The sequence below is a fragment of the Pseudoalteromonas sp. SR41-7 genome (assembly GCF_014163935.1).
Lineage (GTDB): Bacteria > Pseudomonadota > Gammaproteobacteria > Enterobacterales > Alteromonadaceae > Pseudoalteromonas > Pseudoalteromonas distincta.
In genome coordinates this window covers 25,333-40,787 of sequence record NZ_JACJEF010000014.1, presented here as the reverse complement: position 1 = coordinate 40,787, position 15,455 = coordinate 25,333, and the positions used below count along the sequence as shown (strand labels likewise).

Annotated in this window: 17 protein-coding genes; 10 read left to right on the top strand and 7 right to left on the bottom strand. The window is 40.9% G+C overall.

From position 1 onward, the window contains the following. Positions 1 to 155 precede the first annotated feature (155 nt). From H5092_RS16300 to H5092_RS16260, 9 genes are read left to right on the top strand one after another with little or no spacing between them, the layout of a single operon-like run. The gene (locus tag H5092_RS16300) at positions 156 to 845 is read left to right on the top strand and encodes a 4-carboxy-4-hydroxy-2-oxoadipate aldolase/oxaloacetate decarboxylase (RefSeq protein WP_154903784.1); all 690 of its coding nucleotides are present in this window, start codon (positions 156 to 158) and stop codon (positions 843 to 845) included. Then, positions 846 to 1,919 carry a 4-oxalomesaconate tautomerase gene (locus H5092_RS16295; protein WP_182720883.1) on the top strand — a complete coding sequence of 358 codons (1,074 nt, stop codon included), beginning with the start codon at positions 846 to 848 and terminating at the stop codon, positions 1,917 to 1,919. Between the two features lie 49 nt (positions 1,920 to 1,968). Further along, positions 1,969 to 2,988: an amidohydrolase family protein gene (locus tag H5092_RS16290; protein WP_154903786.1), complete on the top strand. Its 1,020-nt coding sequence runs from the start codon at positions 1,969 to 1,971 to the stop codon at positions 2,986 to 2,988. Continuing rightward, positions 2,985 to 3,878, top strand: coding sequence for an amidohydrolase family protein (locus H5092_RS16285; protein WP_310736019.1), 894 nt, complete (start codon positions 2,985 to 2,987; stop codon positions 3,876 to 3,878). Before H5092_RS16290 ends, H5092_RS16285 begins: the two co-directional genes overlap by 4 nt. Before the next feature lie 9 nt (positions 3,879 to 3,887). Then, entirely contained in the window at positions 3,888 to 4,277 is a 390-nt protein-coding gene (ligA, locus tag H5092_RS16280; protein ID WP_154903787.1) for a protocatechuate 4,5-dioxygenase subunit alpha, read from the top strand. A gap of 2 nt (positions 4,278 to 4,279) precedes the next feature. Beyond that, positions 4,280 to 5,119, top strand: coding sequence for a class III extradiol dioxygenase subunit beta (locus tag H5092_RS16275; protein WP_182734041.1), 840 nt, complete (start codon positions 4,280 to 4,282; stop codon positions 5,117 to 5,119). Between the two features lie 14 nt (positions 5,120 to 5,133). Beyond that, positions 5,134 to 6,078 carry a Gfo/Idh/MocA family oxidoreductase gene (locus H5092_RS16270; protein ID WP_182681164.1) on the top strand — a complete coding sequence of 315 codons (945 nt, stop codon included), beginning with the start codon at positions 5,134 to 5,136 and terminating at the stop codon, positions 6,076 to 6,078. Between the two features lie 20 nt (positions 6,079 to 6,098). After that, positions 6,099 to 7,085, top strand: a complete 987-nt coding sequence (locus H5092_RS16265) for an aldo/keto reductase (RefSeq protein WP_182734037.1) — start codon at positions 6,099 to 6,101, stop codon at positions 7,083 to 7,085. 24 nt (positions 7,086 to 7,109) lie between these two features. Beyond that, positions 7,110 to 7,868 (top strand): sulfite exporter TauE/SafE family protein, encoded by a 759-nt coding sequence (locus tag H5092_RS16260; protein WP_182734035.1) that lies wholly within the window; start codon positions 7,110 to 7,112, stop codon positions 7,866 to 7,868. An 87-nt stretch (positions 7,869 to 7,955) separates the two neighbouring features. Here H5092_RS16260 and H5092_RS16255 read toward each other — a convergent pair whose 3' ends face one another. The 6 genes from H5092_RS16255 to H5092_RS16230 are packed head-to-tail and all read right to left on the bottom strand — an operon-like array spanning position 7,956 to position 13,359. Beyond that, a complete protein-coding gene (locus H5092_RS16255; RefSeq protein ID WP_182734033.1) occupies positions 7,956 to 9,086 on the bottom strand; it encodes an FAD-dependent oxidoreductase in 1,131 nt (376 codons plus the stop codon). 1 nt (position 9,087) lies between these two features. Beyond that, entirely contained in the window at positions 9,088 to 9,444 is a 357-nt protein-coding gene (locus H5092_RS16250; RefSeq protein ID WP_182695759.1) for a Rieske (2Fe-2S) protein, read from the bottom strand. 2 nt (positions 9,445 to 9,446) lie between these two features. Further along, positions 9,447 to 10,382, bottom strand: coding sequence for a VOC family protein (locus H5092_RS16245; RefSeq protein ID WP_154902988.1), 936 nt, complete (start codon positions 10,380 to 10,382; stop codon positions 9,447 to 9,449). 10 nt (positions 10,383 to 10,392) lie between these two features. Then, on the bottom strand, positions 10,393 to 11,553 hold the full coding sequence (locus H5092_RS16240) for a S9 family peptidase (RefSeq protein WP_154902989.1): 1,161 nt from the start codon (positions 11,551 to 11,553) through the stop codon (positions 10,393 to 10,395). Between the two features lie 35 nt (positions 11,554 to 11,588). Further along, positions 11,589 to 12,377: a cyclase family protein gene (locus H5092_RS16235; RefSeq protein WP_154902990.1), complete on the bottom strand. Its 789-nt coding sequence runs from the start codon at positions 12,375 to 12,377 to the stop codon at positions 11,589 to 11,591. Then, on the bottom strand, positions 12,370 to 13,359 hold the full coding sequence (locus tag H5092_RS16230) for a fumarylacetoacetate hydrolase family protein (RefSeq protein ID WP_154902991.1): 990 nt from the start codon (positions 13,357 to 13,359) through the stop codon (positions 12,370 to 12,372). Before H5092_RS16230 ends, H5092_RS16235 begins: the two co-directional genes overlap by 8 nt. A 149-nt stretch (positions 13,360 to 13,508) precedes the next feature. Here H5092_RS16230 and H5092_RS16225 point away from each other — a divergent pair, with 149 nt between their 5' ends. Next, positions 13,509 to 14,417, top strand: coding sequence for a LysR family transcriptional regulator (locus H5092_RS16225; protein WP_182721105.1), 909 nt, complete (start codon positions 13,509 to 13,511; stop codon positions 14,415 to 14,417). A gap of 43 nt (positions 14,418 to 14,460) precedes the next feature. Here H5092_RS16225 and H5092_RS16220 read toward each other — a convergent pair whose 3' ends face one another. Beyond that, the gene (locus H5092_RS16220; RefSeq protein ID WP_182721106.1) at positions 14,461 to 15,450 is read right to left on the bottom strand and encodes an MBL fold metallo-hydrolase; all 990 of its coding nucleotides are present in this window, start codon (positions 15,448 to 15,450) and stop codon (positions 14,461 to 14,463) included. Between the last annotated feature and the right edge of the window lie 5 nt (positions 15,451 to 15,455).

Here is a 15,455-nt window from a genome sequence, read left to right as displayed (position 1 = left end):
AAAATTCATTTTTATTTAACTCACACATTAATATTTGATTACTACCACTATAGAAAAAACTAATGTCCTTTGACAGCTTTTTAAAGTTCTTTATATAGCTGACTTCAATATACTCATTGCATCAATAGCGTTTAATTATAAATAAGGTAAATAGTATGGCTGTGTGTATTACAGATATAGCGCGCCCTAATAAAGAGATATTAGAAAAATACCAAAATGCTGAAGTTGCAACGGTACATGAGGCACAAGGTCGCGTTGGCTTATTAGCCAGCTATATGAAGCCTATTTATCGCTCTGCTCGTATTGCTGGCAGTGCAGTAACATGTGAAGTGGCTCCTGGCGACAACTGGATGATTCATGTAGCTGTAGAGCAATGTCAGCCAGGTGATGTACTTGTTGTTACACCTACGAGCGGGTGTATTGACGGTTTTTTTGGTGACTTGTTGGCAACTTCATTACAAGCGCGAGGCGTTAAAGGTTTAATTATTGATGGTGGCGTACGCGATATCGCAACACTGACTGAAATGGGCTTCCCGGTTTGGTCTAAAGATGTTTATGCGCAAGGTACAGTTAAAGAAACCATTGCAAATGTCAATGTGCCAGTTGTGTGCGCAGGGGCTTATATAAAACCTGGAGACATCATTGTTGCTGATGATGACGGCGTTGTTGTTGTTGAACAAAGTCGTGGTGAAGAGGTTCATGAAAAAGTCCTGAAACGTGTTGCTAACGAAGAAGACAAGCGAAAGCGTTTAGCTTCGGGTGAGTTAGGTTTGGATATATATGCTATGCGCGAGCGTTTAGCAGCTAAAGGCTTAACTTATATAAAGCAAAGTGAGGATAAGTAAATGCACGCGGCTATTCCTTGCTCAATTATGCGCGGTGGTACCTCTAAAGGGCTTTATTTTTTAGCCAGTGATCTTCCGAGTGATTCCTCAAAGCGCGATGAATTACTGTTACACATAATGGGGTCGCCTGACACAAGGCAAATTGATGGTTTAGGTGGTGCGCATCCTCTCACCAGTAAAGTGGCTATTGTTGAAAAATCAATGCGAGCAAATACTGATGTGGATTACCTTTTTTTACAAGTTGTAGTTGATAAAGCGGTGGTGAGTGATACACAAAATTGTGGCAATTTACTCGCCGGTGTTGCGCCATTTGCAATTGAGCAGGGCTTAGTGAATGCAAAAGAAAAAACAACCGATGTTCGAATTCATATGCTAAATACTGCAGCCTCAGCTGTTGCACGCGTTCAAACTCCTAATGGCAAAGTAAGCTATAAAGGGGATGCCGTAATCGACGGTGTACCAGGTTCAGCAGCGCCTATCACGCTCGACTTTCTAGATATAGCGGGTGCCAATTGTGGTGCACTTTTTCCTACGGGTAATGCCATAGATGAAATTAATGGGTATTCAATAACCTGTATTGATAACGGCATGCCGGTGGTTATTTTAGATGCTAGCGAGTTTGGTTTAGTGGGTGATGAGTCGCCTAATTCACTCGAGGATAATACCGATTTAAAGCAAAAGATTGAAGCTATTCGTTTAATCGCGGCTAAGATGATGAATTTAGGGGATGTAACTAATAAAACGATTCCAAAAATGTCTTTAGTAAGCCCTGCAAAAAATGGTGGGGTAATTAACACTCGAACGTTTATACCCCACCGTGTTCATGAGGCTATTGGGGTGTTAGGCAGTGTGAGCGTAGCAAGTGCATGTGTTTTAAAAGGTACTGTAGCCTATAGGCATGCTAACCAAAACTTTATTGATGGGGAGTTTGATATCGTTGTTGAGCATCCAACGGGTCAGTTTACTGTTGAAATGCAGGTATCAGGTATCGCTCAACTGAGCACTTATAAAATACATCGTTCTGCGCTGTTAAGAACCGCGCGCTTATTAATGGTCGGCTCAGCAATGGCTTGATCGACTACTAAAAGATAGTTTCAATAATACTCTCAGCAGGAGACACACAATGATAATAGACTGCCACGGACATTACACAACAGCGCCAGAGTCATTACAGCTTTTTAGAGCAGCGCAAATTAAAGCATTTGAAGAGGGAAGAGCCCTTCCAGGCGTTCCCTATATTTCGGACGATGAAATTCGCGAAAGTATTGAAAAAAATCAGTTAAAATTACTTGATGAACGCGGCTTAGATATGACTATTTTTTCACCTCGTGCATCGGCTATGGCTCATCACGTAGGTAATGAGGAGGTATCAAAACAATGGACCTCAGCCTGTAACGATTTAATAGCGCGAGTTGTTGACTTATACCCTACGCGTTTTATAGGAGTGTGCCAATTACCACAATCGCCGGGAGTACCAATTGAAAATTCAGTTGCTGAGCTAGAGCGCTGTGTTAATGAATTAGGATTTGTTGGTTGTAATTTAAACCCTGACCCTTCTGGTGGTCATTGGACTTCAGCTCCGTTAACCGATCCGAGTTGGTTTCCACTTTATGAAAAAATGGTTGAGCTCGATGTTCCTGCAATGATCCATGTATCGGGCTCATGTAATCCAAATTTTCATGCGACGGGCGCGCATTATATGAATGCTGATACCACCGCATTCATGCAATTTTTACAAGGTGACTTGTTTAACGAGTTTCCTGATTTACGGTTTATTATACCCCATGGTGGTGGAGCGGTGCCTTATCATTGGGGGCGTTATCGTGGATTGGCTGATATGATGAAGCAGCCACCACTTAACGAGCATGTTATGAAAAATGTATATTTTGATACCTGCGTTTATCATCAACCAGGCATAGATTTATTAGTAGACGTTATTGATACTAAAAATATTTTATTTGGCTCTGAAATGATTGGGGCTGTGCGTGGTATTGATCCGCAAACCGGACACTATTTTGATGATACTAAACGTTACATTGACACATTAGAAATATCGGCAGCAGACAAAAAAGCTATTTTTGAAGAGAATGCGCGTCGCGTATACCCACGCTTGGACGTCAAATTAAAAGGGATGGGTTTGTGAGTAAATTTATAATGGATGCCAATTGGCTTCATTGGCATCAATCGCCATCAAAACCTGGTTTTGAGTTACCCGAAGGTGCGGTTGATGCGCATTGTCATGTATTCGGCCCCGGCAATGAGTTTGGTTTTGCGCCCGAGCGTAAATACACACCGTGCGATGCATCAAAACAGCAGCTCTGGGATTTACGCGATTACTTAGGATTTAGTCGAAATGTTATTGTGCAAGCAACCTGTCATGGAGCTGACAACAATGCGATGGTAGATGCGCTTTTAGCATCAAATGGTTTAGCACGTGGTATTGCAACTATTAAAGAAGATATTAGCGAAGCCGAGCTTGATAAATTACATGCTGCAGGTGTACGCGGTGTACGTTTTAATTTTGTAAAGCGCCTAGTTGATGCCTTGCCATTTGACTCGTTAAAACGTATAGCTGATCGTATTGTTAAACGTAATTGGCACATTGTTATCTATTTTGAAAGCCAAGATTTGCCCGAGCTTTATGATTTTTTCACTAGTTTGCCAACGACATTAGTCGTTGACCATATGGGGCGCCCAGATGTTACTAAACCTGTTGAAGGCGAAGACTTTGCGTTGTTTTTACAGTTTATGCGTGAGAATGAAAATGTGTGGTCTAAAGTAAGTTGCCCTGAACGGATCTCTGCTGATGGTCCTGATAAAGGCTACCAAGACGTTGTTCCTTTTGCGCGTAAAGTCGTGGAAAGTTTTCCTGATCGTGTTTTATGGGGCACTGATTGGCCGCACCCAAATATGAAAAGCCACATGCCCGACGATGGTAAATTAGTGGACATGATTCCACTTTTTGCACCTACTGCTGAATTACAGAAAAAGTTATTAATTGATAATCCAATGCGTTTGTATTGGTCGAAATAAGGAATACATATGGCTATTAATAAACCTTACAAAGAGGTGCCAGGTACCATTATATTTGACGCCGATATGGCGCGTTTAGGTTTTCACTTAAATCAATTTTGCATGTCGTTGATGAAAGCGCCAAATCGGAAGAAATTTAAAGCAGGTGAGAAAGTCTACCTTGATGAGTGGCCAATGAGCGAAGCACAAAAAGAAGCGGTTATAGCACGTGATTACAACAGAATGATGAGCCTAGGCGGCAATATTTATTTTCTTGCAAAAATATTTTCTAGCGACGGTATTAGTTTTCAAGCCGCAGCATCAACGATGACGGGGATGACACAAGATGAATACGCGCAAATGATGCTATCAGGGGGTCGTGCACCCGACAGCAGTAATACATTAAAGAAAGGAAGTTAATCATGGCCAAAATAAATGCAGGTGTTGCTACATCACATGTTCCGGCTATTGGGGCTGCTATTGATAATGGCATAACAGATAATGAGTATTGGAAACCATTATTTGAGGGTTATGATTACGCTAAAGAGTGGATAAAAAAGCAAAAACCAGACGTTGTATTATTAGTATATAACGATCATGCAACCGCGTTTGACTCTAATTTAGTTCCTACCTTTGCGATTGCATCGGGTGAAGAGTTTAAGCCAGCCGATGAAGGATGGGGGCCGCGTCCTGTGCCAAATGTAAAAGGCTATCCTGAATTTGCTTCACATATTGCTCAATCTGTTATTCAAGACGATTTTGACTTAACTGTCGTCAATACTTTAGATGTTGATCATGGCTTAACGGTCCCGTTATCACTGATGTTTGGTCAGCCTGAAAATTGGCCGTGTAAAGTTATTCCTATTGCAGTAAATGTAGTGCTTTATCCAACCCCATCTGGGCAGCGTTGTTACAATTTAGGTAAATCGTTACGTAAAGCTGTAGAAAGTTTTGATGAAGACCTGAATGTACAAATTTGGGGGACGGGCGGCATGAGCCATCAATTACAGGGACCGCGTGCAGGTTTAATTAATAAAGAATTTGATAATGCTTTTTTAGATGACATTGTTGATGATGCTGAAAACTTAGCCCTAAAACCACATCTTGAATACATTAACCTAGCTGGCTCTGAAGGCATTGAGCTTATTATGTGGCTCGTAATGCGTGGTGCGCTCAATGATGAGGTTGAATTAAAGAAGCGTCATTATCATGTACCCGCATCTAATACTGCTGTTGGTCATCTTGTTTTAGAAAATAAATAACCTGGAGAAATTTTATGAAAGTAATTGTTGTTGGACCAGGCGCATTTGGAATTAAGCACCTTGACGGTATTAAAAATATCGACGGTGTTGAAGTGGTAGCACTTGTTGGTCGTACGCTAGAAAAAACTCAAAAAGTGGCTGATGAGTATGGCATTCCACAGGTTTTTACAAGCTTAAATGATGCGCTTAAAATTGACGCAGATGCAGTTATTTTATGTACACCTACTCAGCAACACGCTGCGCAATCTATCCAATGTATGGAAGCGGGTAAGCATGTGCAAGTTGAAATCCCATTAGCAGATAGCTGGGAGAATTCATTAAAGGTAGTTGAGGTACAAAAGCGCACGGGGCTGACTTGTATGGTTGGGCATACTCGGCGCTTTAATCCATCACATCAATGGGTTAATAATAAAATAACGGCTGATGAGTTTAGTATTCAGCAAATGGATGTACAAACGTACTTTTTCCGTCGTAAAAATATCAATGCTAAAGGCGAGGCCCGGTCGTGGACTGATCACCTTTTATGGCACCACGCTGCGCACACTGTTGATTTATTTGCTTATCAAGCAGGCGCTAAAGTGGTTAAAGCGAATGCTATTCAGGGACCAATTCACCCAGAGCTTGGTATTGCTTTAGATATGTCTATTCAATTACTAGCTGAAAATGGTGCAATTTGTACCTTATCATTATCGTTTAACAATGATGGGCCTTTAGGAACATTTTTCCGCTATATTGGTGACACAGGAACATACATAGCACGCTATGATGATTTAGTGGATGGCAAAGAAAATGCGATTGATGTCTCCGCTGTTGATGTATCAATGAATGGTATTGAGCTGCAAGATAGAGAGTTTTTTACTGCTATAAAAGAAGGTCGCGAGCCTAATTCAAGTGTGGAGCAGGTACTTGATTGTTATCGGGTGCTTCACGACTTAGAGCAGCAATTAAATAATCAATAATTAATCGCAAAGGAGGGCGTATGAATAAGCGTAAAATTAATGGTCATAGCGTTAATCCAATTGGGTTGGGCTGTATGAACTTGAGCCATGCCTATGGGAGTCCTCCCTCAGATGAAGCTGCAATTAATTTATTACACGCAGCGATTGATTTAGGTGTTGAGCATTTTGATACTGCCGCTTTGTATGGATTTGGTAAAAATGAAGCCCTACTAGGTAAAGCTTTAGCTCCACACCGAGATAAAATTTTTTTGGCGAGCAAATGTGGTATGGCGGGCGTTAATGGCAAGCGTGTTATTGATGGGCGTCCACAAACGCTTCGATCAACAATAGAGGCGTCTTTAACTAGTCTAAATACAGAAGTTCTAGATTTATATTACTTACATCGTATGGATAAATCTGTGCCGATTGAGGAGAGTGTTGGCGAGCTCTCGCGCTTAGTTGGTGAAGGAAAAATTAAAGCAATTGGCTTATCTGAGGTATCAGCCGAGTCAATAATGCGAGCAAATAGCGTACATTCGATTGCAGCAGTGCAAACAGAGTATTCGTTATGGACGCGTAATCCTGAAATTGCAGTCCTCGAAACATGTAAGCATATAGGGGCTGCTTTTATTGCATTTTCACCATTAGCGAGAGGCTTCTTAACTGAGCAGGTTACCAGTCTAGAGGTACTAGTTGAAGGTGATATTAGACGTGGTATGCCACGCTTTAATGAACCTCATTTTAGCAAAAACAAGCAATTGTTAAGTGCATTAAAATCTATCGCACAAAGCACAAATTTAACACTGGCTCAATTGTGTTTAGCCTGGGTGCTTCATCAAGGTGAGCATGTTCATGTTATCCCTGGCACACAGAATAATGCACATTTAGCCGATAATGTAAGTGCTGAAAAAATTGTACTGTCAGCAGAGCAGTTAACGCAACTATCAGCTTTATTCTCACCGTTCTCAGTTAGTGGTCCGCGTTATCCTGAAGCAACTCAAGCGGAAATAGACACCGAAGAGTTTTAAATGTAGCAATTAAGGTTTTTCGTTTTGAGCTTATTACTAAATGATTTACTCACCCCGCTATATGCGGGGATTTTAATTGCATTCGCTTTTTTTGGATCATTTATTACCGCCGCATTTGGCGCAGGAGGCGGCTTATTACTACTGCTTTCAATGGCCTCTATACTGCCTATGTCAATTGTTATTCCCGTTCATGGCCTTGTTCAGTTAGGCTCTAATGCGACTCGAGCAATAGCAACGTTTAGATACATTGACCTGAATATGTTGGCTTATTTTTCAGTAGGAGGGCTGTTTGGTGCTGTGCTATCGACTACTGTAGTAACACAAATAGCACTTGAGCCGATGAAAATTGTGCTGGCAATATTTATTTTTTATTTGTTGTGGGGCCCAAAGCCTAAATTTAGTTGCACATCACCAAGCGTGCGCTTTATTGCAGGGTTAAGTACTGCCTTTCTCTCTGTATTTGTTGGCGCTAGCGGCCCAATTGTAAGCAGTTACTTGTATACAAAAGAGTATGAAAAATTAAAATTTACGGCAACATTTTCAAGCTGTATGGCACTTCAGCATGTATTAAAAGCGGCGGTTTTTAGCGTTGTTGGATTTGCATTTTTTAATTGGCTGCCTTTAATTTTTTGTATGGTTATTAGTGGTGTGTTCGGAACGTTTGTAGGTTTACATGTATTAAATAAAACTCATGGAGCTAACTTTAGAAAGGTATTACGACTTATCTTGAGCTTTTTATCCCTGCATTTGATATGGCAAGGCGTCCGTTATTTTTATAATTAGTTGGGATAATATAAATAATACCCCCTCGCTGTCACTCATTTTCAGCGAAGGGGTATTAACAACCTAGTTAACCTAAAATCGGGTCAGTTATATTGCTTTAGCTAAAGCAATATGGGAGTCGCGCATAATTGCAGAGTGCTCAGCTTTGTCGCCTCCTTCTATTTCAATTTGAGCAAGTCGACCTGAGTTTTCAACAACAAGCTTACAACGCTCCCAACGGCGCTCTTTAAAAGCGGTTAGTGCGTGTTCTAACTGAGCATGCTTAGTTAGTTCATCAGCCAATACAATAGCATCTTCAATACCTATACATGCACCCGACGCTAAATGGGGGGTTGTTGCATGTACTGCATCGCCGATAAGGACGATTCGGTTTTTGTGCCATGCATCTTTAACTAATAGTCCTTCAAGCGGGCGGTAATCAATTTTAGAGTTTTCATTTAGATGAGCATGTATCTCTTGTACTACAGGAGCCGGAAATTTGGCTACAAGTGCTTTTAATAAAGGTAAAAAGTCTTTTGGTTCAATATAATTATTTTCAATTTTATCTTCAGTAACAAACATATACATTTCGTTTTTCGACATAGGGTTAACCCCTACTTTAATATGTTCGCCTACCCACATTACCGTGTTATCAATGCCTTCAAGGCGAGGCAGTACGGCTCGCCATACACCTTGGCCTACAAATTTAGGCTTTTCAGCTTCAGGGAATATGATTTGTCGTACTTTTGAGTACAAGCCATCAGCACCAATGATTAGGTCATATGTTTTTGTCGTGCCATCGGTAAAGGTGACTGTTGCCCCATTTTCGTCTTGTTCTATAGATGAAAATGTACAGCCAAGCCTAACATTGGCATTGGTTTGTTTCGTTTTATTTGCCAAAATTTGTGCAAGTGCTGGTCGCATTATAGCGCCCGCTTTTGGAATATTAGCATCAGCCATTAATGGCGTTGGTATATGGGCAAGGTGCAAACCATGCGGGGCATATATATCTAGCCCTTCATGGGCACTGCCTTTTGCTAAAAACTCTTCTAAAATTCCAAGTTGTTGAAAAGCTCGAATGGTGGCTCCGCCTAAACTGATCCCAGCCCCTTCTGCTCGCCAGTTAGGGTCAATTTCGACCAAATCGACAGCAATATTTTTTTTCTCAAGTTCGATGGCTGCCGACATACCAGAGAAGCCACCACCAATTATTAATACATTAGAAATACACGGGTTCATTTTAGAACTCCTTTATTGTTGTTATATCCACCCAAATTTCATTGTGTTGGTGAATATCTAATTCAATGTTTGTTAAGGCCTGATTTTTACATGGCCCTTGTGTGCAAATACCAGTGCTAATTTCGAATAAAGCGCCGTGAGCAGCACAGACTATTTGATCACTTTTTGAATCTAAGTATTTATCTTTTTTCCAAGGTAAAGTGGTATCACCGTAGTGAGGACAGATATCTTTATAGCCATAATACTCCCCATTTTTATGAACTATAAAGAGGCTGTCGCGCCCTTGATTAAGAGGGTCAAAGCCTTTAGCTTGACCCTCTGTAATATCGCTTTTATAGGCGATAAATACTTTACTCATGATTACTCTGGTTTACCGGGAGGTGGGCCCATTGGTGCCCACTTTTCGCGGTACTGAAGCAAGAAAGCTTGCGAATTATCAGCACCCGGCATTGCTTCTCGTGCAGTCCATTCATCATCGTGTAAATCCATATCAGCATCATATTCAATGTTGCAGCCAAACGGACTTTTGAAGTACCAAAACCAGTTTGATCCGAATATATGACGACCTGGCCCCCAAAAGCTTTGATAGCCTTTATTAACTAAGGCAGTACCTGCCTGAGAAACTTCTGTTGGTCCGCTCATATGAAAAGTGAAATGCTCAATACCTTGCATGTGTGGCGGGGTATTTATAAAAAATAATGTGTGGTGATCGTTGGTACCGGCAGGGCGCATAAAAGGACCTACATGGGTAAAACGATCCGTAGTAATAAAGCCTAAACGCTGTGCGTAAAAAGCTTCAGCTTTAACGGCATCCGGTACAAAATACACAACATGAGAAAGGCTACGAGGCTTTGCCTTGAAGTCTGTATTAATACCAATATTGTTTACAGCACGGTTGTTTTCACACCCTGGCGCGTTGACTTTTTCTGCTGGTAGATTCTCGAGCGATTGCCGTATGGTCACTTGAAAACCAATAACAAACCCTAAATCGTCAACAGATTCGATACTGCCATCGTCTAAAGTTGTTACTGTTCGGTCTTTTTCAAGCTCTGTTTTTAAAGCATCTATTGTATGCTGATCTTTTACACCGTAAATTGTTTTACGCAGCATTGAACCAGTAGCAAGAGGATTCGGTAATGAGCTGTCATCTGCTTTTTTAATCTCAATACCTGTGCCATCAAGAGCAACAAATCGTGTTTCAGTTTTTTGTGTTAAGCCATAATCTAGTGCGAACTGCTTACAACTCTCGGTGTCTTCAACACCAAAAACAAGCGTATCGGGGCCAATAATATTCATGGTGTGATCCTTATTGTTTTTTTAATTCGTTAAATGTTTCAGCTACCCAATCAGCTATGTACTGACCCGCGTTTGAACTGTTGTCGAAGCTAGAGTGCTGTACACCACCTTCTCGTTCTGTAAAGATTTTTAGCTCACGCTTAGGGCTATTGACTAGTTGCTCAAAGGTGCGCTCGGCCCATTTAAGTGGAATTTGCGAATCTTTAGCGCCGTGAGTGACTAAAAATGGCACTTTAATTTTTTCAATTTGACCATCAAGGTGGACGTTTTCAGCAATTTCCATGAAATCATCCATATTTTTTGCACCCCAAACCCATTGCACATGTGCCCAGTAATGAGGTACGGGGAAGTCACCTTCTTTTTCTAAGCGACGTTTTTGAACGTCACGCCAATCGTGGTTTGCACCCCATACACAGCCTAGGGCAAGTCTCGGTTCATTCGCTACCGCACGAGGGCAGTAATAGCCACCTAAAGAGACACCTTCCATGCCAATTAGCTTGCTATCTACTTCATCATGTTGTTCTAACCAATCAACAACAACACTTGCCCAATGCTCAGTGTCAAAACGAGCATGGAAGTCTTGTAGCTTTAACGCTTCACCTGTACCTGGTTGATCTAAAACAAGTGATGAAACGCCACGTTCTGCTAACCATTGTGGTAAACCAACGCGATATTTCATTTCCTTTGATGAATCTAGGCCGTTTATTTGTATAAGAATAGGGGCAGGGCCTTTAACGCCTTTGGCTTTGACATAAAGAGCACTAAGGTGTTTGCCTTCATAAGGAATTTCCACGCGTTCACAGTTTTCGTGACCCAGTTCGATTGATTTTTGAAAAAGCGAAAGTGAACGTTTATACAGCTCTGTTCTTCCCGAGGCGCCATGTGCTTGAATGCGTTCACAGGTTATAAGGTAGGTTGCAGCGCGATTATATTTGTACCCTGCAGAAAGTAGTCTGCCACGTTCTAGATCTTCTTCAGCAAGACCACATAGTTTATCGGCCATTTTAGCCCACGTGTCTCTAAATGCTTGAACGCCTTCTTTATCTGGTGATTTTGCAGCCTCTTGTAAAGGGCCACACATTTCTTCGATTTCGCCAATGCGAGCGCCCATTTCGATAGCTAAATTTACTGATAAATTCCATACATAATTCGTCGGGAAATACTTAAACATAATAACCTCTTAATAAATTAATGTGTTGTGCTCAACTACTTTTCTAGAAATGCGACAGCTCTGACAAAACCTGCTGAGGCATGTTTAATTTTGTAAGGAAAACATGAAACTAAAAAACCACTACTTGGTAGTGATGCTAAGTTTGCTAGCTTTTCCATTTGCCCATAACCAATGTCGCGACCCGCTTTATGGCCTTCCCAAATGATTGATGGGTCGCCGCTTTCTTCGAAACGTTGTTTAGTGAATTTAAAAGGAGCATCCCAGCTCCAAGCGTCGGTACCCACAACTTTTATACCGCGCTCTAAAAGATACAAGGTGGCTTCGCGGCCCATACCAACACCAGCATCAAGGTAACCAGGCTTACCGTAAACAGAGCCTGCACGGGTATTGACTAAAACGATGTCTAACGGCGATAAGGTGTGATTAATTCGGGCTAGCTCTTTTTCAACGTCTAGGGCAGTAATTACATAACCATCAGGGAAATCTCTAAAATCTAATTTAACACCGCGTTGAAAACACCACTCCAAGGGCAACTCATCAATACCAAAGGCTGGTTTTCCACCATCTGTGGTAGAGGCATAGTGCCATGGTGCGTCCATGTGAGTGCCACTATGAGTGGTGATCTCTAAACGTTCAGCCGCCCACGATTCATTCCCTGGGAGTTGATCTTTTTTTAAACCAGGGAACATTGATGACATTTCTGGCCAACCTTGTTGGTGGTCGGTATACTCGATTTTTGGTAATAATGGCGGTGGATCTGTATAGGGGTTATTCTCAAGCGTTACCGATAAATCGATTAATGTGTATTGTGATGGATTAAACATGTGTATTCTCCATTATGGCTTCTTGTTTTATATCTCCAAATATTGACTTGCCCTGCGAATCTAGTACTCGCATATGAACTGTTTCGCCAGATTGTAAAAAGTCTGTTTGTGGTTTGCCTGTGGCAATCATTTCCTTAGCACGTAGCTCTGAGATACAGGCTTGTCCTTTACTAATATCTGCGTTAGAAACAGTACCTGAGCCAAACACGGTGCCCGCTTTAATAGGGCGAGTTTTAGCGACATGGGCAATTAATTCATGAAAACCAAAAAACATCTCTATGCCATCAGGCGCACCAAACCATTTGTCGTTACGGTAAACTTCTAGTGGCAGTGAAATACGACCATTACGCCAGTTTTCACCAAGCTCATCAGGGGTAATAGCAAATGGTGCGAAGCTGGTAGGGCCTTTAGCTTGTACAAAGCCAAAACCTGTTTTCATTTCTCTTGGCCCGAGTGCGCGATAGCTGATGTCGTTAAGCATGACTATTAGACGTATTTTCTCAAGTGCAAACTCTGGACTACTCCCCATTGGGATGTCACCGACCATCACGCCAAATTCGCCCTCAAAATCAAGACCAACTTCGTTACTTGGAGCTGCAATTTTATCATTAGCGCTAAGAAAGCTATCGCCAGCACCTTGATAAACAAGTGGATAAATATCAGCATCTTCGATTGGGTCCAGATGAAATGCTTGCTGCATCAACACGCCATGATTTAAAAAAAGTGAACCGTCTAACCATTGCCAACTACGTGGTAAAGGGGCCATTAATTGAGTGTTACACACTTTATTAATGCCTGTTAGCTCAAGTGCGTTAAGTGCTTCGTAGCGAAGTAAAAGCTTATCTTGTATAGCAGGCCATAAATCTAGTGCCTCTTGGAGCGTGCCGGCTAGGTCGCTAATGTCTACGTAGTCAGTTAGATCCTTTGAGACTAATACAAGCTGACCATCTGGTTTTGAATTATTAATTGTTGCAAATTTCATTGTGTGTCCGCAGATGTTGTTAAACTTTGGTTTTAGTCATATTAATACTTCATTTGCAATTGATGAAATTGAATGTTTAGATAGGTTGTATCAATAATTTTAATACTTAAAAATAATCAAAATTTAAAAATCAGCAGTGGGCCAATGTTATGAGATTTGAGCATTTAGATTTAAATTTACTGGTTGCATTAGATGTTTTACTAGAAGAAAAAAACATAACCAAAAGCGCTAAGAGACTGCATTTATCGCAGTCTGCTATGAGCAGTATTTTGGGTAGAGCACGTGCCTTTTTCGAGGATGACTTGTTGGTGCAAGTTGGTAAAACTATGCAACCGACCCCTTTTGCGCTTGAAGTTCAAGTACCAATTACTGAAGTACTGACAACCATTAGAGGCGGGATTATTGGTAAGCGATTTAATGATCCATTAAAAAGTGAACGTCATTTCAAAATTGTTGCATCGGATTATGTTATTCAAGTTCTGTTTTCTAGTATTTTAACCGAGCTTGCTACGCTAGCTCCATTATTGACGTTTGAGTTTTTATCGCCGTTTTCGCATGAAGTTAATATACTTACCAAAGGAGGAGCCGATTTATTTATAGCACCGGAATCGGTAATGCTTGATGGTTACCCTAGTTCATTACTTATGGTTGATGAACTTGCATGTGTAGTCGATATGGATAACAAGTTAGTTGCTGGTGATGTAATTTCAGCTGAACAAGTTGGCAGTATGGGGCATGTGTCGGTAGGTTTTGCACGAACAAGTCATTTAAGTATTGAAACATGGTTAACGGAGACGATGGGAGGAAGTCGAAAAGTTGATATTATTACAAATGACTTTTCTACTATGATTTATACTTTGAAGGGGACTCAACGCGTAGCTATTTTACCCAAAAAGTTTGCCAATATACACGCACAAAAGCATGGTTTAAAGGTCGTTTCATTTCCCTTTGATACACCCCTTTTAGTTGAATCAATGATGTGGCACCCTACACTTGATAACGACCCTATACACCGGTGGTTAAGAGAAAAAGTAATTTCTACTGCACAAAACTTATAAAAAAGTCGCCTTAATAGGCGACTTATAGTTTTATATAATTAGGTCAGTGCTTTAATTCATACCGATTCAAATCTTGAGCTATTGATATCGTCCCTTTGTATTCACCTTGCACTTGCTTGGTATAAAAGTCGATTTCCTCTGGAGTATCTAACCCTGGCGCCATATGAGTAATGACGAGTTTTTTTACGTCTGCTGCTTTAGCCAGCTCACCGACCTGCTGAGGAGATAAGTGATGCTTTGAAAGGTGCCTATGAATACCTTTAAATTTTTTCTCTGGCATACGAGGATTCGTTTTCTTAATTTGATTAACGGTATGATCAATATCCATCATCTCACTAACTAATAAATCAACGCCGTTTGCGAGTTTTTCTACGGCCTTACTAGGGCCCGTGTCACCAGTGTAAACAGCAGTATAACCATCATCCAGTGTAAACTTAAACGATAAAGCTTGAAACTTGTTCCATTCGTCACTGCCTTTTGGCCAGCTATAATGAGTGTTTCTAATTACATTTAGGGTAAAGTCATCAAATTTAATATCTGAGCCATCTTGAACCTCAATTACTTTAATATTGTTATTTGCAGGAGCTGGAACTTGACCAGGAACACCATAATGACCTAATGCACCGTAAGTCATGTATTTAAAAATACCATCAACGGTTTGCTGAGTACCTGGCGGGCCATATATAACAAGCTCATTATTAGCACTTGTTTGCCACCTTAAGCTAATAATTGCAGGCAAACCACCTGTGTGATCAAAGTGAAGGTGACTTAAAAATATAGCATCCACATCCTTTATATTAAGTCCTGCTTTTGCTAATTGCCCTGCAGTTCCATCACCCGCATCTACTAAATAGGTATTACCATTAACAAGCATCGCATTAGCTGGTTGAGAGTGTTTTGCATTAGGAATAGGGCCTGCCATCGTACCTAGAGTTATCCACTCATTTTTTGTTTCGCTTGCGTTACCGTTAAACGTAAATGCTAAACAGCCTATAGATAGAAATAAATTAAATAAAATACTACTTTTTTTCATTGTGT